This window comes from Lysinibacillus sp. NPDC097279 (genome assembly GCF_044761745.1).
Lineage (GTDB): Bacteria > Bacillota > Bacilli > Bacillales_A > Planococcaceae > Lysinibacillus.
The window spans coordinates 59,544-79,861 of the sequence record NZ_JBIWDA010000004.1; the positions used below are offsets into that span (position 1 = coordinate 59,544).

Below are 20,318 nucleotides of genomic sequence, written 5' to 3' on the forward strand. Positions count from 1 at the left end.
TTTACAATAAGCCCTCTATAATGGAACGAATTCCTAATAATAATAAAATAATTCGTAGTGCTAGGACAAGTGTATCGGATTTAATTTTTTTATTGAGTGCTGCCCCTAGTTTAGCTCCAATGTAAGCACCAGGAATAACAGGAATTGTATAAAGCCACGGTACATGCCCTAAATAAATATGGCTCGCAGAATTAACAATTGAAGTTAAAAATACCATAAACATCGATGTTGCGACGGCAACATGTGGCGGAAATAAAAACAAAATAATCATGGCAGGCACAATCATTGAGCCGCCACCAATACCAAATAATCCTGAGGCAAAGCCAACAGCAAAACAAAATAATAATGCAAACCAAATTGGATATCCGTAGATAAACGTTTGACCAGATGTATCGATAAACTGATGTTGTGTACCATTTTTCACAAACCATTGTACAGGTTTCAATTTATCGCGCACAAGTAAAATTATCGATATAACAATTAATAAAATTCCAAAATATAAGTTAAATGACGGTAAATCTAAACCTTTATTTACCCATGCCCCTAACATCGTCCCTGGAATACTACCTAAAAAGAATATAAACCCACTTTTATAATCTACTGTTTTGGATTTCATGTAGCTTAAAGTTGATGCAAGCCCAGTGAAGATCATCATTACAACCGATAGCCCGACCACTTTTTGTGGTGTAATATCAGGGAGCATCCCAAGGTTTAGTCCAACAAATAAGGTTGCAGGTACTAAAATAATCCCTCCGCCGAGCCCTACAAGTGAACCAATGAGCCCCGAGGCGAGTGCAATCACTACTAAAAGAATAAACTCCATTATACTTCTCCTTCAAACATATTTAATTGTTTTGGTGCTAAACCAACATCTCGAATAGCTAACATCTCCTGAAGTTCTTTCGCATTTTTCGCAGCATGCTGTCCAGAATTATTATTAAATAAAACATATAGCTCCTGCACATTCCGCTCAATGCTTTGGACATGCTGTCCGATTTGCTGTAGTTCGTCTTTATTATAATCATATAGAAAACGAACTTTGCGCCAGTTTTCTGAATTACCCGTATTACGCCAACCATGAATATTTCGCCCATGAATGCGAACGAGTGCCTTATTTGCCGTTACTTCAGGATAAAAAGGGACAGAGCCAATACCTGCTTGTGGCTCATCACATATCGTATGAATAAATTGATGTTCCTTTAGAAAATCCATTGTTTGCTTGACGACCTTGTCCGCATACCATGTTTGATTGCGAAATTCGATCGCCACATCGAACGCTTTTAATTGTTGCCTAATATACAATAAGTATTGTACATTTTTTGACTGACAATCAAACCACGGAGGAAATTGTGCCAATATTATTGCTAACTTCCCATGCCGTTTAAATTCATTGGCACATTCGATAAAAGCATTGAACATATCATTTTTAGATTCAAATGGAATTTCCCCACGCAAATGTCCTGTCATTCCCTGGTATGCCTTTATTACAAAACGAAATGAATCTGGTGTTAGCTCACACCATTTTCGAACATTTTCAACTGATGGAATAGCATAAAAAGATGTATCTAATTCTACCGTTAAAAAATGACCAGCATAATCAAATAATTTATCCTTTGAGGCAGTCACACCACTATATAACGAAGGATGATCGCCCCAACCTGTTAACCCGACTCGAATCAAGTGACTCCCTCCCTACGTACATAATGATAGCACACACTATATCCGTGAAAAAACTTACAAAAACAAAAAGCGACTAAAGCTAAACTAGCTCTAGTCGCATGTACATCAACAATAAATCAGCCGATAGAACCTTCCATCTCAAACTTGATGAGACGGTTCATTTCTACTGCGTATTCCATTGGTAATTCTTTAGTAAATGGTTCGATAAAGCCCATTACGATCATTTCAGTTGCCTCTTCTTCAGAAATACCACGAGACATTAAGTAGAATAATTGCTCTTCTGATACTTTTGAAACTTTCGCTTCATGCTCTAAAGAAACATTATCATTTAAAATTTCGTTGTATGGAATTGTATCCGAAGTAGATTGGTTATCCATGATTAACGTATCACATTCAATGTTGGCACGTGCACCACTTGCTTTAGGACCGAAACGTACTTGACCCATATATGTTACTTTACCACCTTGTTTCGCAATCGATTTTGAAACGATTGTAGAAGATGTGTTAGGCGCCATATGAATCATTTTAGCTCCAGCATGTTGGTGTTGTCCTTTACCAGCTAATGCAATTGATAATGTCATACCACGAGCGCCTTCACCTTTTAGGATACAAGCTGGGTATTTCATCGTTAATTTAGAACCGATATTACCATCGATCCATTCCATCGTACCGTTTTCTTCAACAACTGTACGTTTTGTTACTAAGTTGTAAACGTTGTTCGCCCAGTTTTGAATCGTTGTATAACGGCAGTAAGCATTTTTCTCGACGATAATTTCTACTACTGCTGAGTGTAAAGAGTTTGTTGTATAAACAGGAGCTGTACATCCTTCAACGTAGTGTACATGTGCACCTTCATCAACAATAATTAGCGTACGTTCGAATTGCCCCATATTTTCAGAGTTAATACGGAAGTAAGCTTGTAGAGGTGTTTCAACCTTTACACCTGGTGGCACATAAATAAATGAACCACCTGACCAAACTGCTGAATTTAGTGCAGCAAATTTGTTGTCAGTATACGGAATTACTTTACCCCAATATTTTTTGAAAATATCTTCGTTTTCACGTAAAGCTGAGTCAGTATCTTTAAACACAATACCAAGGTCTTCAAGTTCTTGTTTCATGTTATGGTATACTACCTCAGATTCGTACTGAGCAGATACACCTGCAAGATACTTTTGCTCTGCCTCAGGAATACCTAATTTATCAAATGTAGCTTTAATTTCTTCAGGTACTTCATCCCAAGATTTTTGCGTAGCTTCAGATGGTTTTACGTAGTACGTAATTTCATCAAAATTTAAATCTCCAAGGTCGCCACCCCATTGTGGCATTGGTTTTGTATAGAAAGTTTCAAGCGCTTTTAAGCGGTATTCAAGCATCCACTCAGGCTCTTGTTTCATATTTGAAATTTCACGGACGATTTCTTCAGTTAAACCACGTTTTGAACGGAAAATTGATACGTCCTTGTCATGGAATCCGTATTTGTAATCGCCAATATCCGGCATTTTTTTAGCCATTATTTCTCCTCCGTTCACAAATTATTATTCTTTTACGCCTTTTTCCATTGCTTTCCAAGCCAATGTCGCACATTTAATTCGTGCAGGGAATTGAGACACACCTTGCAGTGCCTCAACATCCTCAAGGTCGTATTTATCGCTATATTCTTCACCCATCATCATTTTCGAGAAAATATCAGCAAGCTCTAATGCTTCTTCTACTTTTTTTCCTTTGACAATTTGTGTCATCATTGATGCAGAGGACATCGAAATAGAACAGCCTTCGCCATCGAATTTCGCATCTTCTACAATACCATCATTCACTTTAAGCGTTAAGTGAATGCGGTCACCACAAGTCGGATTGTTCATATCAATTGTTACAGCATCAGTTTCTAAAGATCCTTTGTTTCGAGGATTTTTATAATGATCCATGATAACTGAACGGTATAGTTGATCTAAATTATTAAAAGACATCGCCAAAATACTCCTTCGCAGAACGCAACCCGTCAACTAAGCGGTCAATATCTTCCTCCGTGTTATACAGATAAAAGCTTGCGCGCGCTGTAGCTACTTGTTGGAGACATTTCATTAGTGGCTGAGCGCAATGGTGTCCTGCACGAACAGCGATACCATTCATGTCAAGAACTGTTGCCACATCATGTGGATGTACATCATCTAAATTAAATGTAACAAGACCACATCGTTTCATTGGATCACGTGGACCGAAAATTTTAAGTCCCTCAATTGTTTCAAGTTGATCCATTGCATAGCCTACAAGTTTATGCTCATGCTGTGCAATATTGTCTAACCCTACTTCAGTTAAGAAATCAATAGCAGCGCCTAAACCGATTGCACCTGCAATGATAGGCGTACCACCTTCAAATTTCCACGGTAATTCCTTCCACGTTGAATCTTGTAGTCCAACAAAATCAATCATTTCGCCACCAAATTCAATTGGCTCCATCTTTTCAAGGTGCTCTTTTTTACCATATAGTACACCTATTCCAGTCGGTCCGCACATTTTATGTCCTGAAAACCCTAAGAAATCTACATCTAAATCTTGCACATCAATTTTCATATGCGGTGCAGCTTGCGCACCATCTGCTACCATTACGGCACCATTAGCATGTGCAATTTTTGCAATTTCTTTAATCGGATTAATTGTACCGAGAACATTTGATGCCATTGATACTGACACGATTTTCGTTTTCGGTGTTATCGTTGCTCGAACCTTTTCAAGATCAATTGTGCCATCTGCCTCAAGGTCAATGTACTTTAATGTTGCATTTTTTTCTTTTGCAAGCTGTTGCCAAGGAATAATGTTGGAGTGATGCTCCATATGTGTAATCACAATTTCATCACCTTGCTCAACATTTGCACGACCATAACTAGAAGCTACTGTATTTAACGCAGTTGTTGTACCACGTGTAAAAATAATTTCTTCAGTTGACTTTGCATTAATGAAATTGCGTACCTTTTCACGAGCACCCTCGTATTTGTCAGTCGCACGATTCCCCAATGTGTGTACACCACGGTGTACATTTGAGTTATCAAATTCATAATAATGCTTAATTGCTTCAATTACTTGAGTAGGCTTTTGAGATGTTGCTGCGCTATCAAGGTAAACAAGTGGATGACCATTTACTTGTTGATTTAAGATTGGGAAATAGCTTTTAATGTCTTTATTGATCATTAGCGAACTTTCCTTTCGATAACCTCCGTCAGTTGCTTTTGAACGCCTTCGATAGGTAATTGCTTAACAACTGGCGCAAGGAATCCATGAATAACAAGGCGCTCTGCTTCTGCTTTCGAGATACCACGACTCATTAAGTAATAAAGTTGTAGTGGATCTACTCGTCCTACAGATGCTGCGTGTCCTGCTGTTACATCGTCTTCGTCAATTAATAGAATTGGGTTAGCATCGCCACGTGCTTTTTCAGAAAGCATTAACACACGTGATTCTTGTTGCGCATCTGCTTTTGTAGCACCGTGTTCGATATAGCCAATACCGTTAAAAATTGATTGTGCTGCATCTTTCATCACACCGTGTTTCAAGATGTGACCATTTGAGTTTTTACCCCAGTGACGAACTTCTGTTGTGAAGTTTAGTTTTTGCTCTCCACGACCAACCACAACTGTTTTTGTATCAGCATGTGAACCGTCACCAACAAGGTGTGTAATGTTTTCAGAAATTGTATCTGAATCGTTCATTAATCCAAGAGCCCAGTCAACTTTTCCATCACGCGCTAGACGAGCACGACGATTTACGTAAGTAGTATAACCTTTTGCAAGTACATCTACCGCACCGTAAATTACTTGTGCATTATCTTGTACAATGACTTCTGAAATAATGTTAGCTTGTGCTTTTGCCTCTTCAACTGTAGAAATGTATGTTTCCACATATGTGACAGCTGAATTTGCTTCAGCTACAACTAATACATGGTTATAAAGTGAAGCTTCTGCATTATCATTTAAAAAGACAACTTGTAACGGTTGCTCAATAATGACATTTTTCGGTACGTAAACAAATACGCCACCATTCACAAGTGCTGCATGAAGTGCTGTTAATTTATGTTCATCAACTTTTACCGCTTCCGTCATGAAGTACTTTTGAACAAGCTCCCCATGATCACGGATAGCTGTTAACATATCTGTAAAAATAACGCCTTTGTCAGCTAGCTCCTGTGATGTTTTAATAAACGCAGGTGTATTGTTGCGTTGAATATATAGGTTTTCTTGCTCAAGGTTAATTAAGCCTCGTGCCTCTTCTGGTAGTTCATCTAGTGAAGTGTATTTTTCACTAACAACTGAATGGCTTGGGAAGTTCATGAAATCCCATTTTGAAATATTTGTTCTATCTGGTTTTGGCATATCTAAACCAGCTGCTTTGTCTAGTGCTGCCGTACGAAGCTCTGCAAACCAAGTTGGTTCACCATTTGCTTCTGAGAACGAGCGCACGTCCTGTACTGTTACAGGCAAGTTAAGTTCCACTGTCATGCTAATTCGTCCTCCTTCTTATGCTTCTTGTTCTTCTGTTTCTTCTTCGATACCTAATTCTTTTTTAATCCAGTCATAACCTTCTGCTTCTAAACGCTGTGCTAATTCTGCGCCACCTGATTTTACTACACGACCTTGCATCATTACGTGTACATGATCTGGTGTGATGTAGTTAAGTAGACGTTGGTAGTGCGTGATCATTAAGCAGCCGAAGCCTTCGCCACGCATTGCATTAATACCTTTAGAAACAACTTTTAATGCATCAATGTCAAGACCAGAGTCAATTTCATCTAAAATAGCGAAAGTTGGCTTAATCATCATTAATTGAAGAATTTCGTTACGTTTTTTCTCACCGCCAGAGAAACCTTCGTTTAAATAACGTTGTGCCATGTCTTCGTTCATTTCAAGGAATTCCATATTTTTATCTAATTCACGAATGAATTTCATTAATGAAATTTCGTCGCCCTCTTCACGGCGTGCATTAATAGCTGAACGTAAGAAATCAGCGTTTGTTACACCAGCGATTTCTGATGGGTATTGCATAGCTAGGAATAAGCCAGCTTGTGCACGCTCATCAACTTCCATTTCAAGTACGTTTTCACCATCAAGTTCAACTGTACCAGAAGTAACTTCATATTTTGGGTGTCCCATAATAGCAGAAGCTAGTGTTGATTTACCAGTTCCGTTTGGTCCCATAATTGCATGAATTTCATTTGTATTAATTGTAAGGTTTACGCCTTTTAAAATCTCTTTCCCGTCGATTTCAACGTGAAGATCTTTAATTACTAAAGTTGACATGAAAATACCTCCATAGTGTGTTCTGTGAATGGGCAACCATTCCTTAATTATCATCATTCTAATCTTAACTGAAAATCGTTCTCTATGCAAACCATTTTAACCACTTTCACTTTTCAATGATGAAATCTTGAATTATAAAGACTTTTTAAGCATTTTCAGATTTTTGAGAATCGAAACCGCCAATGAGAATTGGTAAAGTCTATTTTCAATGAAATATCCCTAAATGAGAATGGATTTCATCTAGCTACATAGTGGAAACCTCGCATAAAGCGTTAATTGTAGCGGTTTTGTGACAAAAATGCACAAACAGCCATACCTATACTATATCCTATTTCATTAGAATGGAATCACTATAAGAAAATAAAATTATAGAGTAATAGCGCTATTAATACCAATTCTTTTACTAAAAAAGCACTCCTCTATTCACATCAAACAGTCATACACTTTCCTACTTGAAAAAAATACTCTTTGCATTCATCGGAAGTGTGTCTAGCATATATAGCACAACTGCATGATTTGAGGCGTTTTATATATATTCCATTTAAATAGGAACATTCAGCTTGTTATACAATTGGCGCAATCCAACGTAATCATTAATTCATTTTTTAGCACGATGTTATTTTTTTCAGTCTTTTTATATCTTAAATATTATATAATTAAAATATAATTAATCGGATTTTTCGATTAGATAGAGGTGATTATCCAGTGGAGTTACGTCAATTACGTTATTTTGTGGAGGTTGCAGAGCGTGAGCATATTTCTGAAGCTGCAGAACACCTTCATGTTGCCCAATCAGCAATAAGTCGTCAAATTGCTAATTTAGAAGACGAATTAGGTACACCACTTTTTGAACGTGTCGGCAGAAATGTAAAATTAACACCGATAGGTAAAACTTTTCTTGAACATACAATCACCGCTTTAAAAGCAATCGATTTTGCCGCCAAGCAAGTTGAGGAATATTTAGATCCTGCTAAAGGAACTATTAAAATCGGTTTCCCTACAAGCTTAGCAAGTTATGTATTACCAACTGTTATTTCAGCTTTTAAGCGTGAATACCCAGATTTGCAATTCCAATTGCGCCAAGGCTCTTATCGCTTTTTAATTGACGCTGTTAAAAACCGCGAGCTTAACTTAGCATTTTTAGGACCGCTGCCACCGAAGGACGAAGCAATACAATCAAACATATTATTCACCGAAAACATTGCAGCCTTATTGCCAGCTAACCACCCTTTAGCGAAACGGGAAAGTATTCAGCTAGCAGATTTACGTAATGATCTTTTTGTTCTTTTTCCAGATGGCTATATATTACATAAAGTTGCGATGGATGCTTGCCGTGCTGCAGGTTTCTTACCAAATGTTATATCTGAAGGGGAGGACTTAGATGCTTTAAAAGGTTTAGTGGCCGCTGGAATTGGTGTCAGCCTACTACCTGAGAGCTCCCTATACGATTCAGCAGCCCGCTTCACAATCAAAGTGCCAATAGAATCGCCTACAATACCAAGAACAGTTGGCATTATTTCACCTGTAAATCGAGAAATTGCACCATCTGAAAAAATATTTTTAGACTTCGTCACTAATTTCTTTTCCCGACTTTCGCAGTTTCAGTAACACCTTTAAATAACAAGAAAAGACCCAGTGAAATGCACTGGGTCTCACAATATAAAGAAAAGGCATCAAGTTCTTGATGCCTTTTCTTTTGTTGATTGAAGCGCAAAGTAAATGTCTCCTGCTTAAATTTCACAACACGTAAGATGAAATTCAAATGCTACTTTTCTTCATCCTCAACAACTAGATTTTTTCTTCTTCTACGTAAAATAAAATATAAAATAAGCCCGATCACTAAAATCAGCACAGCAAATTCTGCTATAAGCACAAATGAAATAGAATTTTTCTGCTCTGAGGCAGATTTTTCAATGTCTGCTGCACTACTAGCCGCAACGACAAATTTTCCCTCTTTTGTTTCAATAGCAGAGGTTACCTGTTCATTTGTTCCCTTCAATTGCGCTAAAAAGTCTTTTTGATTTGCTGCTTCATCCAACATTTGAATGATTAATAGCGGCTGTTTATCATCCCAAAAACTTTTTGTAATAAATGTATACTGAGCAATTGTTTCTGGAAGAAAACCTTGCTTTAAATAATCCTCTGACGATTGAGGGACATCATTATTGTTTCCTATAAGCGTTGAGAAATCAGCGGAAGCTCCAGCAAAAATAATAGCACTTTGTTTTAATTCCTCTTCCTTAACGTCTTGTTCTTTTGTCAATATTGTTTGAGCCATTTCTCCATTCATCATTAAAGACTTATACAGCAAGAGCATTTGTGTATCGTTTATCACCGTTTTATTCGGAACAATAATTAAAGCTTGTTCTTGGAATGCATTCGGGAAATCCCTTAATGTAAATGTTGGTGTTGTCGCTTCTTTTGTAATAGATAATGTACTGCTACCATCGATATAAATCCAATAACGTTCATTCGTCGTTTCACATGGATCTTCTAATTGAAACCCAGTTACTTCAAATTGGATATCTGTCATCGATTGTTTATTTAATACATTTGTTTCAATCGGCACATTCACTTCATATAAATCTGAAGAAATTGACTCTAACTTCTTCAGGTCAACTGCATGCGGTATATCATTCACCCATACAATCAATTCCACTTCACGTTCATTACTGTTACCTTTTTCAGGTAGTAGAGCAGATTTCTTTAAAACTAATCGCATGTTTGCTTCTTTATCAGCCTCAACCTGTGGCAATGACACATAATAGTGCGGTGTCATCGTTGCTTGACTCGATAATATTTGATGGTCAAAACCTAGTTGAGAAAATAGCAGCGTTGAATTATCAGTAATATCCACAATCGGTAAATCATCCACTGTCAACGTACTTCCTGCAAATTGACTATATAATTTCGTATCCGTTAATAACGAAATTCGCTCTTGAAGTGCATTTGGCGTAGCGGCTGTGACAAACAGGATCGGCACACTTTGACTACTGTCATCATTTTTAAGACTATGAACATTAAGTGACAGGCCATCTTCATATTGACTGTTAGCAGTCTCAAGCATTTTAATCATATAATTTGTTCTAAATTCATCTTTTGCGCCTACAACAATAACTGGTCCAGCAACACGTGCAACAGTTGATTCTCGTTTAATACTAACGTCTTTCTCTCCTTGCTCTGACAAATAAGCAGCAAGTTGATAACTAGCATTCAATGTTTGTTCTGAAGCTTCATCAGGTACTATAAGCGTCGTACTATAATCTTCATAGCCTACAAACGCTTCAGGATAGCTGCTCAATGACCATTGTTCACTATCATTAAAAGAGGAAATGGACGATAAAATATCGATACGTAACCAATTGCCCTCATTCCCTGGGGCTACACAGACACCTTCTTTTAACACACCATAAAAACTAGCTGTTATTTTATGCGTCCCTTTCACTAAAGCACTTTCGGGTAAAGTAACAGTAACCGTTTGCTTCAATAAATCTGATGTTAAGGCAATCGATTTAATTGCAATATCATCCACTTTTATCGTAAAAGAGGATGGAGCTATTAACAGCTCTGACTGCTGTATTTGAAATGAAACTGTTTGTCCCTTTGCCTCTACATCTTGACTGAGCGTGTAATAGAAATCTCTTGAAGAGGAAGGCCCTTGTAATTCAATTGCCTGAGACAACAATGGTTTTTTGGCTAAGCTGTTTGCCTCAATAGCTATTGTTTGTTTTTCTACTGTGATTGGTGCAGCTAGGGCATGCGTAGCTAGGAACGGCAAACTGATTAAGATTGTTAAAATATAAAGTAAGACTCTCATTATTGTTCTCCTTATTTTGTTTTCTTTGCAAAGCGCTCAGTTTTATACCACTGCACTTCTTGACCAGTAAAAACTCTTTTGATCTCTAAAAATAGCGACCAAATAACTAATACAATCCACATTTGTGAATATGTAAAATACATTAAAATGACATAGAAAAAATTTTTACGATTCATTTCTGTTTTTTCAATACTTAAGGTAATCATCACTTCACCTAAAAATAACAAGAAAGCCAATACCCATAAAACAATAGCAATATCTCCAACTGTTAGCCCAATATCGTAAAAAAGATTGGTGATAAATAAAATGTTGGACAAAATAACGCCGAAGAAAAATAAAAAGTAAGTAAAAAAGAAATAAAACAAATCAAAAATAATACTTTTTCTTTTTAAGGTAAAAAATTGGCTTAAAAACTTTAGCACAACATACTGGTTTCCTCTTGCCCAGCGCGTTCGTTGTTTCCACCATACTTTCAACGTCTCTGGCTCTTGTTCCCACGTAATAGCCTTAGGGAAAAAGCGGATATGGTAGCCTAAATTATAGACACGAATCGTTAATTCAGTATCTTCCGCTAACGCCTTTACATCCCATCCACCTAATTGCTCTAAAATACTACGGCGAATGGCGAAATTTGTGCCTGGAATCGTCGCGATGTTAAACCACTTCCAACGACCACCTTGTGCCATCCACTGAAAACAAATTGTTTCAATATTAATAAATCGTGTTAACCATGTTTCCGTCGCATTTACCACACGAAATTTCCCTACAGTAGCTGCAGCTTTCGGGTCATTTACAAGCCCCATGACTAAATACCAAACTGCCATACGCTCTGGTGTATTGTCTGCATCATAGACAATAACTACTTCCCCAGTGGAATCGGCTAATGCAGCATTTAATGCAGAAGATTTCCCCTTCCCTTTATAAGGTTCTACTGTTTCAATTACTCGTATAAATGGGTATTTTTCTGTAAACTTTTTTGCAATCTCTCCTGTTCTATCTGATGAATTATCGTTAATGACAATTACTTCTAACTTATCTTTCGGATAAAACAATCGGGACATGGCACGTAAAGTTTGTTCAATAACAACCTCTTCATTATGTGCAGGAATGAAGACGCTCACTGTTGGAACATCTATCATTTTCGTTGACCATTCATCGATTACCTTTTCATAAGATCGAAAATGCAAATAGCCCCCTTGCATTAAAAACATATGGTATAACAACATAATCCATATGAGAAACAATGAAATATAAAACAAAATATCAGCCATTACTTTTCCTCTCCTCAAATAATCGCTTTCGTAGTGTTATACGTAGTCGCAACGTATTCATAAAAAATACAATAACAAATAACGATACAATGATTACTAACAGCCATAAAACTACTTCAAATGGCCGCTCATCAAACATCTTTTTTAAGCGATCCAGTTTGGTAAAAGAAAGCTGAATTTTTTGCTCTCCATTTGCTGATTGCATTATTGAAACCTTTGATGTCTGAACAAGCTGTTCTGTTTTTCTAAAATCAAGCCATTCTAGCTCTACTTGTTTGTTTAAGAGTTCAACAAGCTCTTGCATATGGTGAGCCCCTAAATAACTAGGATATTGAATTCCAATCGTTGAACCTGGCGCTTTATTCATATGACGAATTGACTGCTGCACAGCATACAGTGGGTATACACTCGCATCATTTATCGCTGCTATTGTATAGGGATAAATTTTTTGCTCATCACTTTCTGTTATATAAAAATGATTGTCTTGTTGTCGCAACACCCCACTAAAAAGCGCACTATCTTCTAGAATGTAGGTAGGGTAAATTTTTCTCAACACTAAATAATCTAGACTTTTTTCAATGTTAGCTTGTGGAGAAGATAAAATAAAAGCTACCCCCTCCTGCTGTAACTGTTGTAAATATTTCAATAACGCTTTATTGTCCTGTAAATAATAAATAGCGCCATCTTTCTCATATAGCGGGCTTATCTGTAAGTTAATAGGAACATCAAATTGCTTTAATTGTTCAACTACTTTCTTTAACTTCAAAACATCCGTTTCCATATTAATATCTGTTAACACAATGAATGCAGGATGTAAGTTGGTAGATGATAATTTCAATAGCTCACCAAATATTGAAGGCCAGTCATATACTAAAGGGGAAGATTGAATCATCTTACCAATATAAGACCAATTGCTATTTTTTTCTTTCACAATAAAAGGGAAGTCTTCATTAAATGTGGATGCCATTTGTATTACTTCAGCATCGTTAGGTGGGTTCACTACAGCCCACTCAATCGGCCGATCCAATACATGTTCCCCGACTTTTCGTAACTCCACTTTTTTCCCCTTTTGCCAATGTGAGAATAAGGGAAACTGTTCAATATTTTCCCCTATAGCAACAGCGGGTCCTTGGAAATTATTCATCGCTTCTAATGCTGGCAATGGTATATGCATCTTATAGGAGTTTAAAATAACAATACGTTTATAAACATCCAAAGAATCTTCTTTAATATTTTCCACTGGTATGACATCGACATCTGTATAAGCATTTAGCATTTCTCGTAGAATTTGTACTTCTTCATCTACTTGTTGATTGCTAGTTACATAAATAAGTGCAATGTCTTTGCTATCGGCACTTGCTAAATAATGCTGTGGCATACTAAACAAAATAAAAAGGACCATGAAGACGAACAAGCCTAGTTTAAAGCGCACTTGTTTTCATCTCTCTTTCCATTTCTGCTAACAAGTCATCAAAACTTTGATCCATCTGGGGCGTGTAAGTAAAATAACTTGTTTTATAGCTTAGTGTCACCCATCGCTTATTTAATAATTGATGGTTCTTTAAAGCTTGATCTAACTTCTCGTAAATAATATCAATGTATTGTTCTGACGTATCAATTAATAAAATGCCAAGATAATTTTCACGATACCGAAATTTTTTATCTGTTTGTCTAACAGATTGTTGTATTTTTTCCGCCAGTTGCCTCCACAAATATTGTGCTTCTTTAAAACCATAAAGCTTTTTAAATTTTTCATAGTTTTCAAGCTTTAACATAATAAACACAAAAGTATGTTGATGACGATCTGCTCTTCGCATTTCTTCATTAACAATGACACGCATACGCGATTCATTATCAAAGCCAGTTTCAACATCAATTGCTACAAAGTTTTTGACATCCTGCTGTAAATTTTTCATATATTTTTCTTGTGCCATCAATAACTCATGAATTTTTCCAGCGCATAATACTAAAAGTAGTAATACAACACCGTATGCCAAAAATAGTTGCATTGAAAATGCTGTACTTAACAATGCTATAGAACCTGTCAAACCGATATACAGTAAGGTTGAGCCACTGATAAAAATAAATACCAAACTACTTATTAGCCCCGTAACCGTACCTCTCCACAGTGTGATAATGACTAAAAGTATTAAGAAGATATATAATAATAAACTTTCACTATCCTGATGTAGTAAAAAATAAGCAGGTAATTGTAGAAGCAAAATAAGTAAAACGCCATAAACAAATATAGCTTTATTCCATTTTATTGCTGTTCGCATTGTCGACCTCTCTTTCCGCTAGAAGTGGTAATAAATTATCAAATATATGTGTCGCATTTGTTTGCACATCTACATACCCCGTATTTGCATCAGCTTTGAGAGATTCCATTTTACGGAAAAACTCTTCAGCCATCCTATCATTATGAATTTCTAACATATAACGCGTAGCCATTGCGTACACAGCAGGTGATTCAAATGATACAGCTGGCTCACCAGTAGTAGCATCGTAGCGGCCGTACAATTTTTGATCTCTACTATATAAAGACAGCATCCAATTAGTAAATGGCTTCGTCTCCAAACCTAAAGTGGCGCTATGGTAAGCCGTATACAATTGATCGATCATATGTAACTCCGTATCATATTCATAGTTATTGGTTACGACATCATAATACTTTGGAAAAAAGCCTGCTTGAGCTTTTGGCGCTTTTGCTAAAATCGATAATTGTTGCTCTAGTTGTTCTTTAGATAAAACATCATATTGTCGCATCTTTAAAAGTGCAGAAGGCATAATATAACTTAATGTAATTGTGTTAGCTTTCTTATGTGTATGAACGTCAACAAAATCTATAAACGTCCCTTTTTGCATTCCATACTTTACAATGTTTTTACCAATGGTCTTCCCTAACGCAATATAACGCTCATCATTCCACTTTTCACCTGCATCAAATAGCGCTCGCATAATTCTCAAATCATCAATCAGCGCATTAACAGTAGCTTGTTTTTTACCATCAATTCGCCATACTATAAATTTCTTCTCTAAAAAATAATGATTGATCACCTCAAACTGCTCATCAAAGCGAGCTTGATCATCTTTTTCTAGTAAATAGGTCAACCATAAACCGACAGATTCAGATAAAAACACATCTTTTTGTTGCGTTAAATCAGTACGTAATAAGTTATCTTTTGTCATTAATTCCTCAATAACAAATTGTTCAGTTGATGAAATTGGCTCCTTAGTTACTTTAGTTACTTCTTCTTTCCCTTGAGAGCACCCTATTAAAACGATTGAAAGGAAAAATATAACTAAAATACCACAATAAAAATTTTTTAATATAGGATTTCACCTCCACTAGGACTAAGTACCAAAATCTTTCAGTATGATTAGCGAATTATATTATAACAGTAATCATATTAAATGAATCTAAACAAATTCTAAACAGTTTGGGAAAAATAATAGAATTTAATTATTGGATTTCACACCATTATTTATCTTTCCCTAAAAAAATAGTACAAACCATTTTCATGGTTTGTACTATTTTTTAATATATAGATATTATTTAACTGGTACTACTGCACCTTTCCACTCCTTCAAGATGAAGTCTTGGATTTCTTCAGATTTTAATACTTCTAATAATTTTTTAATTTCTGGTTTATTTTCATCACCAGCACGAACTGCAATAATATTTACATATGGAGATTCTTTATCTTCTAAAGCAATTGCATCTTCAATTGGGTTTAGTCCATTATCAATTGCATAGTTAGAGTTAATAAGTACTGCATCGCCTTCTTCGTTTTCAAACATTTGCACAAGTAGCTCTGGTGCAGTATTTGCATCGAATTTAAAGTCTTTCGGATTATCTACAATATCTTTAATTTCTGCTGCTGTTTTGTCGATACCATCTTTTAATTTAATTAAGCCTTTTGCTTCTAATAGTGACAACATACGGCCATGGTCTGAAACTGAGTTCGATAATAAAATTGTTGCACCTTTAGGAAGGTCTTCAAGTGATTTATATTTTTTAGAGTAAATACCGATTGGCTCGATATGTACGCCACCTGCATTTACAAAATCATAGCCATTATCTTTAATTTGTAATTCAAGATAAGGGATATGTTGGAAATAGTTTGCATCAATAGTTTTTGACTCTAAATCTTGGTTAGGTAATACATAGTCTTGGTACGTTTCGATTTTTAAATCAATACCTTCTTTTGCTAAAATCGGTTTTGCTTGTTCTAAAATAACTGCGTGAGGTGTGTTAGAAGCACCAATTTTTAATGTTACTTTATCTTCAGTTTTTGCACTGTCATCTCCAGTTGTTGATCCTGCTTCGTCTTTGTTACCAGCACCACATGCTGCTAAAGCCAATACAAGTACTGATAAAAATAATCCTGCTAATAACTTCTTCATTTGTATACACTCCCTTTATTTGTTCAAACAATATGTTAGCGGTAAATACCGGTTTAACCTTTTTAACGTTTGTCTGTTTTCGTTGTAATCATATCGCCAATCCATTGAATGATAAATACGACTACTAAGATCAAAATAGTTGCCATTAATGTCACATCTTGGCGATTACGTTGGAAGCCATCTAAAAAGGCTAAGTTTCCTAGACCGCCAGCACCAATAATACCAGCCATTGCCGTATATCCAACAAGTGCTACAGCCGTTACAGTAATCCCAGAAATAAGTGCTGGTAATGATTCTGGAATTAGAACTTTCCATATAATCGTGGACGTTTTAGCACCCATCGAGCGTGCTGCTTCAACAACACCTTTATCAATTTCACGTAATGCAATTAGTACCATTCGTGCATAGAATGGGGCAGCACCAATAATAAGTGCTGGTAGGGCTGCATTTGCTCCTCGGATTGTCCCAAGTAAAAACTTCGTAAATGGAATGAGTAAAATAATTAACACGATAAATGGTATCGAACGGAATATATTAACGACCGATCCTGTTAAAAAGTTAACAATTTTATTGGCCCATAATTGGTTTGGACTCGTTAAAAAGAGGATTATGCCAATGGCTAAACCAAGTATAAATGTTACGACTGTAGATAAAGTGGTCATATAAAGTGTTTCATATGTGGCTGTCCACATTTTTTCCCAGTCGACATTTGGAAAGAGACTAGTTAGCATTTGCAATCACCTCCGTTTGTACTTCAACTGTATTTAAATAATTTAATGCAGCTGCTACATTTGTCTCTGTGCCATCAATTTGTACAATAAGAGTACCGTATGCACCATTTTTCGTCTGCGAGATATTACCATGGACAATGCTAACTTCTACATCAAACTGTTTTACTAAATGTGATATAACTGGCTGCTCTGTCTTTTCACCAACAAATACAAGCTTAACAAGGTGTCCTGTTGGATAATTCATTCTAAGCTGTGCAACTGTCTCCTGCGTTTCCTTCGTATCGGTAATTTGTGATACGAATTTTTTAGTGATCGCTGCTTGTGGTGCTTGGAACACTTGTAGTACTTCACCACGTTCAACAATTTCTCCAGCTTCCATTACCGCTACACGATGACAGATTTTGCGAATAACATGCATTTCATGAGTAATTAATACGATTGTTAAGCCTAATCGTTCGTTTATATCGACAAGCAAATCGAGGATTGCATCCGTTGTTTCTGGATCCAGTGCTGATGTAGCTTCATCACATAACAGCACTTCAGGATTATTGGCAAGTGCTCGTGCTATGCCAACACGTTGCTTTTGACCACCTGACAGTTGTGATGGATACGATTTGTCACGACCTTCTAAACCAACAAGTGCAATAAGTTCTTTCACACGTGCGTCTCGCTCACTTTTAGCTACACCTGCAATTTCAAGTGGAAATGCAATGTTTTCTGCAACTGTTCTTGACCAAAGTAAGTTAAAATGTTGGAAAATCATACTTACCTTTTGTCTAGCATCACGCAACTTTTGACCCTTAATAGATGAAAATTCTTGGTTATTCACCTTCACCGAACCAGTTGTCGGCTTTTCTAAACCGTTTAATAAACGAATCATCGTACTTTTACCAGCGCCACTATAGCCAATAATGCCAAAAATCTCACCTTTGTTAATTGTAAGATTAACATCTTTAACAGCAGTTAATTCGCCATTTGCGGTTTTGTATTTCTTCGTAATATTTTGAAGCTGTATCATAGCGAAACTCCTTTTCTCATATAGAAAACCCCTTCACTCACAGACAAGTAGAAGGGGTCACGTACTTTATACGCTAAACCGTTCTCTCATCTTTCAAAGAAAAATCTTTGAGTGATTTGGCACCTTTTCACATTTGTGATGGTTGCCGGGCTTCATAGGGCACTTCCCTCCGCCGCTCTTTATAAGAGTTCGATATATTTAATAGTTTTTAATATAGTTGTTACTTTACCATGCTAGCAAAGTTCAGTCAATTGGTTTTTTTAACAATTCGTATAAAAAAGGTACGGATTGAAATGCATAAACCTTTTCTATAACTGATCCACCATCACTAACGAGTAAACACGGGACACTTTCGATTTGAAAATCATAAGCTATTTGCTCTAAAAAATTAATATTTGCCTTACCTAATTTTAACTGTGGCAATAATTGTTCTATAATATCCATCATTTTAGAAGCAACTGCACACGTTCCGCACATCGGTGTATATAAATAAAAGGCAGTTTTTTCACCAGATTTTACTGCTGCTTCCCACTGCTCTTTTGACCATTCTTCCATTTTTTAACCAACCTTACAAAATATATTCATTATGGATGGAAAAATGCGCACGCAATAAAATCATTGCAAGCACTTTCCTCGGTGTAGTTTCTACTTCTTTATAAGTAGGCATCGTTCGCAAATGCTCTGCTTCAGGATAATGTCTGTCCATCAATGCTCGTAATTTATCTCCAGATGCATCTGCATCAAAAAATGTATAGAGCTCATAGCCCTCATATGGGTCGAGTAATTCTTCTAATTGATGCACACCAATTGTACCATTTGTACAAAGTATTGTAACATCTTCACTCAAAATAGGTTCTATTTGAAGCTTATCCGAACGGCCCTCCACAATTAAACATTTCCCTTCGAACATCACGCCACCCCCATTTAGCAGTTATCTACTACAACAATTCATTGCAATTATTGGATTCCACACTATGCATAGATCTACACGTTAACAATATTTTCTATATGTCACTTTGCAATTTGGATAACATTTGATGTGAGTTACTTGGACTTTCATTTACTTGAAGAGTCACGCTTTGTAAAGCTCAAAAAACAATTGCATACCTGTGTTATATAATAAAAAACGCCGGTATGTATTCCGACGTTTTTCTATTATAGGCTTGTTTATTCTGCAATCATTTCTTCGTATTGTTCTGCAGTCATAAGGTTTTCAAGCTCTGAAGCATCAGCAGGCTCTACAACGATCATCCATGCTTTTTCATATGGTGATTCGTTTACGAATTCTGGGCTATCTTCTAGATCTGCATTTACTTCCACTACAGTACCTGAAATCGGTGCGTATAATTCAGAAACAGTTTTTACTGATTCTACGCTGCCAAATGGATCATCAGTTTTAATTTCGTCGCCAACTTGTGGAAGCTCAACGAAAACGATGTCTCCTAATTCAGATTGTGCAAAATGCGAAATACCGATACGTACTTTACCATCTTCTAATTTTACCCATTCGTGTTCTTCAGAGTAACGTAAGTCTTTAGGTGTGCTCATGCCAAAAACCCCTCCATAAATATGTAATATATTCACTTTCAGTGTGCCATACTTCTTTCATAAAAACAAGGATTAAAGCTGTTATTTCCACGCTTGTTCAAAATCTGATTCTTTAAATCCTAACGTTACTTTTTTTCCATCAGTAACGATTGGTCGCTTAATTAACATACCATCAGAAGCAAGTAGTGTGAGCTGTTCATCTTCCGACATTTCCGCCAGTTTATCCTTCAACCCAAGTTCGCGATATTTCATGCCAGATGTGTTGAAAAATTTCTTTAATGGCTGCCCGCTAGCCTGCCAATAACTTTTAATTTGCTCTTTCGTAGGTGCTTGTTCAACAATGTGTACCTCTTCGTATGAAACGCCATTGTCGTTTAACCACTTCTGTGCTTTTTTACAAGTTGTACATTTAGGGTAATGGATCAGTTGAATCATATTTATAGGCTCCTCTGCTATCATTTCCTGTAGTATACCATCATAACTAGTATGAGCCAAAAAGAAACATTTATTGGTTAATTTCATAATTGTTTGCGTGCCTGACACTTTAGTGTGGGCAAC

General features: G+C 36.4%; 20 protein-coding genes and 1 riboswitch. Of the genes, 1 reads left to right on the plus strand and 19 read right to left on the minus strand.

Going from position 1 to position 20,318, the window contains the following annotated elements; genetic code table 11:
* Window position 1 precedes the first annotated feature (1 nt).
* The 7 genes from ACIQ1H_RS16295 to sufC all read right to left on the minus strand — a co-directional run bounded on the left by ACIQ1H_RS16295 (window position 2) and on the right by sufC (window position 6,968).
* Window positions 2–823 carry a sulfite exporter TauE/SafE family protein gene (locus ACIQ1H_RS16295; protein ID WP_402890113.1) on the minus strand — a complete coding sequence of 274 codons (822 nt, stop codon included), beginning with the start codon at window positions 821–823 and terminating at the stop codon, window positions 2–4.
* Entirely contained in the window at window positions 823–1,680 is an 858-nt protein-coding gene (locus ACIQ1H_RS16300) for a DUF72 domain-containing protein (protein WP_402890115.1), read from the minus strand. The genes ACIQ1H_RS16295 and ACIQ1H_RS16300 overlap by 1 nt, the downstream gene beginning before the upstream one ends.
* Before the next feature lie 116 nt (window positions 1,681–1,796).
* Complete coding sequence (sufB, locus tag ACIQ1H_RS16305; protein ID WP_173479790.1) at window positions 1,797–3,194, minus strand: Fe-S cluster assembly protein SufB; 1,398 nt, start codon at window positions 3,192–3,194, stop codon at window positions 1,797–1,799.
* Window positions 3,195–3,218: 24 nt separating this feature from the next.
* Window positions 3,219–3,647 carry a Fe-S cluster assembly sulfur transfer protein SufU gene (sufU, locus tag ACIQ1H_RS16310; RefSeq protein WP_173479791.1) on the minus strand — a complete coding sequence of 143 codons (429 nt, stop codon included), beginning with the start codon at window positions 3,645–3,647 and terminating at the stop codon, window positions 3,219–3,221.
* A complete protein-coding gene (locus tag ACIQ1H_RS16315) occupies window positions 3,637–4,866 on the minus strand; it encodes a cysteine desulfurase (protein ID WP_402890118.1) in 1,230 nt (409 codons plus the stop codon). Before ACIQ1H_RS16315 ends, sufU begins: the two co-directional genes overlap by 11 nt.
* Window positions 4,866–6,170 (minus strand): Fe-S cluster assembly protein SufD, encoded by a 1,305-nt coding sequence (gene sufD, locus ACIQ1H_RS16320; RefSeq protein WP_173479793.1) that lies wholly within the window; start codon window positions 6,168–6,170, stop codon window positions 4,866–4,868. The genes ACIQ1H_RS16315 and sufD overlap by 1 nt, the downstream gene beginning before the upstream one ends.
* 18 nt (window positions 6,171–6,188) lie before the next feature.
* Window positions 6,189–6,968, minus strand: a complete 780-nt coding sequence (gene sufC / locus ACIQ1H_RS16325) for a Fe-S cluster assembly ATPase SufC (protein WP_370635669.1) — start codon at window positions 6,966–6,968, stop codon at window positions 6,189–6,191.
* A 705-nt stretch (window positions 6,969–7,673) separates the two neighbouring features.
* Between sufC and gltC the strand changes: the two genes are divergently transcribed.
* The gene (gene gltC, locus ACIQ1H_RS16330) at window positions 7,674–8,576 is read left to right on the plus strand and encodes a glutamate biosynthesis transcriptional regulator GltC (RefSeq protein WP_401012699.1); all 903 of its coding nucleotides are present in this window, start codon (window positions 7,674–7,676) and stop codon (window positions 8,574–8,576) included.
* 157 nt (window positions 8,577–8,733) lie between these two features.
* Here the strand turns inward: gltC and ACIQ1H_RS16335 are convergent, their stop codons facing one another.
* The 12 genes from ACIQ1H_RS16335 to ACIQ1H_RS16390 form a co-directional block, all read right to left on the minus strand.
* Complete coding sequence (locus ACIQ1H_RS16335) at window positions 8,734–10,785, minus strand: cellulose biosynthesis cyclic di-GMP-binding regulatory protein BcsB (RefSeq protein ID WP_402890120.1); 2,052 nt, start codon at window positions 10,783–10,785, stop codon at window positions 8,734–8,736.
* Between the two features lie 11 nt (window positions 10,786–10,796).
* A complete protein-coding gene (locus ACIQ1H_RS16340) occupies window positions 10,797–12,056 on the minus strand; it encodes a glycosyltransferase family 2 protein (protein ID WP_402890122.1) in 1,260 nt (419 codons plus the stop codon).
* Complete coding sequence (locus ACIQ1H_RS16345; RefSeq protein ID WP_402890124.1) at window positions 12,049–13,488, minus strand: hypothetical protein; 1,440 nt, start codon at window positions 13,486–13,488, stop codon at window positions 12,049–12,051. The genes ACIQ1H_RS16340 and ACIQ1H_RS16345 overlap by 8 nt, the downstream gene beginning before the upstream one ends.
* Window positions 13,478–14,335 (minus strand): diguanylate cyclase domain-containing protein, encoded by an 858-nt coding sequence (locus tag ACIQ1H_RS16350; RefSeq protein WP_402890126.1) that lies wholly within the window; start codon window positions 14,333–14,335, stop codon window positions 13,478–13,480. The genes ACIQ1H_RS16345 and ACIQ1H_RS16350 overlap by 11 nt, the downstream gene beginning before the upstream one ends.
* On the minus strand, window positions 14,310–15,245 hold the full coding sequence (locus ACIQ1H_RS16355) for a glycosyl hydrolase family 8 (protein ID WP_402890128.1): 936 nt from the start codon (window positions 15,243–15,245) through the stop codon (window positions 14,310–14,312). The genes ACIQ1H_RS16350 and ACIQ1H_RS16355 overlap by 26 nt, the downstream gene beginning before the upstream one ends.
* 363 nt (window positions 15,246–15,608) lie before the next feature.
* Window positions 15,609–16,463: a MetQ/NlpA family ABC transporter substrate-binding protein gene (locus ACIQ1H_RS16360; RefSeq protein ID WP_228134153.1), complete on the minus strand. Its 855-nt coding sequence runs from the start codon at window positions 16,461–16,463 to the stop codon at window positions 15,609–15,611.
* A 62-nt stretch (window positions 16,464–16,525) separates the two neighbouring features.
* On the minus strand, window positions 16,526–17,194 hold the full coding sequence (locus ACIQ1H_RS16365) for a methionine ABC transporter permease (RefSeq protein ID WP_228134154.1): 669 nt from the start codon (window positions 17,192–17,194) through the stop codon (window positions 16,526–16,528).
* The gene (locus ACIQ1H_RS16370; protein ID WP_228134155.1) at window positions 17,184–18,212 is read right to left on the minus strand and encodes a methionine ABC transporter ATP-binding protein; all 1,029 of its coding nucleotides are present in this window, start codon (window positions 18,210–18,212) and stop codon (window positions 17,184–17,186) included. Before ACIQ1H_RS16370 ends, ACIQ1H_RS16365 begins: the two co-directional genes overlap by 11 nt.
* Window positions 18,213–18,295: 83 nt before the next feature.
* Window positions 18,296–18,400, minus strand: a riboswitch (SAM riboswitch).
* A gap of 55 nt (window positions 18,401–18,455) precedes the next feature.
* Window positions 18,456–18,767: a thioredoxin family protein gene (locus ACIQ1H_RS16375; protein ID WP_402890132.1), complete on the minus strand. Its 312-nt coding sequence runs from the start codon at window positions 18,765–18,767 to the stop codon at window positions 18,456–18,458.
* A gap of 13 nt (window positions 18,768–18,780) precedes the next feature.
* On the minus strand, window positions 18,781–19,122 hold the full coding sequence (locus tag ACIQ1H_RS16380) for a toprim domain-containing protein (RefSeq protein ID WP_228134157.1): 342 nt from the start codon (window positions 19,120–19,122) through the stop codon (window positions 18,781–18,783).
* A 257-nt stretch (window positions 19,123–19,379) separates the two neighbouring features.
* Window positions 19,380–19,760, minus strand: a complete 381-nt coding sequence (gene gcvH / locus ACIQ1H_RS16385) for a glycine cleavage system protein GcvH (protein WP_228134158.1) — start codon at window positions 19,758–19,760, stop codon at window positions 19,380–19,382.
* Between the two features lie 81 nt (window positions 19,761–19,841).
* Window positions 19,842–20,195, minus strand: a complete 354-nt coding sequence (locus ACIQ1H_RS16390; RefSeq protein ID WP_228134524.1) for an arsenate reductase family protein — start codon at window positions 20,193–20,195, stop codon at window positions 19,842–19,844.
* Window positions 20,196–20,318 lie beyond the last annotated feature (123 nt).

Coding starts and splice junctions, on each gene's coding strand:
- ACIQ1H_RS16335 (WP_402890120.1), bottom strand. CDS start 10,785: ATGAGAGTCTTACTTTATATTTTAACAATCTTAATCAGTTTGCCGTTC.
- ACIQ1H_RS16350 (WP_402890126.1), bottom strand. CDS start 14,335: ATGCGAACAGCAATAAAATGGAATAAAGCTATATTTGTTTATGGCGTT.
- ACIQ1H_RS16295 (WP_402890113.1), bottom strand. CDS start 823: ATGGAGTTTATTCTTTTAGTAGTGATTGCACTCGCCTCGGGGCTCATT.
- sufC (WP_370635669.1), bottom strand. CDS start 6,968: ATGTCAACTTTAGTAATTAAAGATCTTCACGTTGAAATCGACGGGAAA.
- ACIQ1H_RS16375 (WP_402890132.1), bottom strand. CDS start 18,767: ATGGAAGAATGGTCAAAAGAGCAGTGGGAAGCAGCAGTAAAATCTGGT.
- sufU (WP_173479791.1), bottom strand. CDS start 3,647: ATGTCTTTTAATAATTTAGATCAACTATACCGTTCAGTTATCATGGAT.
- ACIQ1H_RS16355 (WP_402890128.1), bottom strand. CDS start 15,245: ATGACAAAAGATAACTTATTACGTACTGATTTAACGCAACAAAAAGAT.
- ACIQ1H_RS16370 (WP_228134155.1), bottom strand. CDS start 18,212: ATGATACAGCTTCAAAATATTACGAAGAAATACAAAACCGCAAATGGC.
- ACIQ1H_RS16365 (WP_228134154.1), bottom strand. CDS start 17,194: ATGCTAACTAGTCTCTTTCCAAATGTCGACTGGGAAAAAATGTGGACA.
- ACIQ1H_RS16380 (WP_228134157.1), bottom strand. CDS start 19,122: ATGTTCGAAGGGAAATGTTTAATTGTGGAGGGCCGTTCGGATAAGCTT.
- sufB (WP_173479790.1), bottom strand. CDS start 3,194: ATGGCTAAAAAAATGCCGGATATTGGCGATTACAAATACGGATTCCAT.
- ACIQ1H_RS16315 (WP_402890118.1), bottom strand. CDS start 4,866: ATGATCAATAAAGACATTAAAAGCTATTTCCCAATCTTAAATCAACAA.
- ACIQ1H_RS16360 (WP_228134153.1), bottom strand. CDS start 16,463: ATGAAGAAGTTATTAGCAGGATTATTTTTATCAGTACTTGTATTGGCT.
- sufD (WP_173479793.1), bottom strand. CDS start 6,170: ATGACAGTGGAACTTAACTTGCCTGTAACAGTACAGGACGTGCGCTCG.
- ACIQ1H_RS16340 (WP_402890122.1), bottom strand. CDS start 12,056: ATGGCTGATATTTTGTTTTATATTTCATTGTTTCTCATATGGATTATG.
- ACIQ1H_RS16390 (WP_228134524.1), bottom strand. CDS start 20,195: ATGATTCAACTGATCCATTACCCTAAATGTACAACTTGTAAAAAAGCA.
- gcvH (WP_228134158.1), bottom strand. CDS start 19,760: ATGAGCACACCTAAAGACTTACGTTACTCTGAAGAACACGAATGGGTA.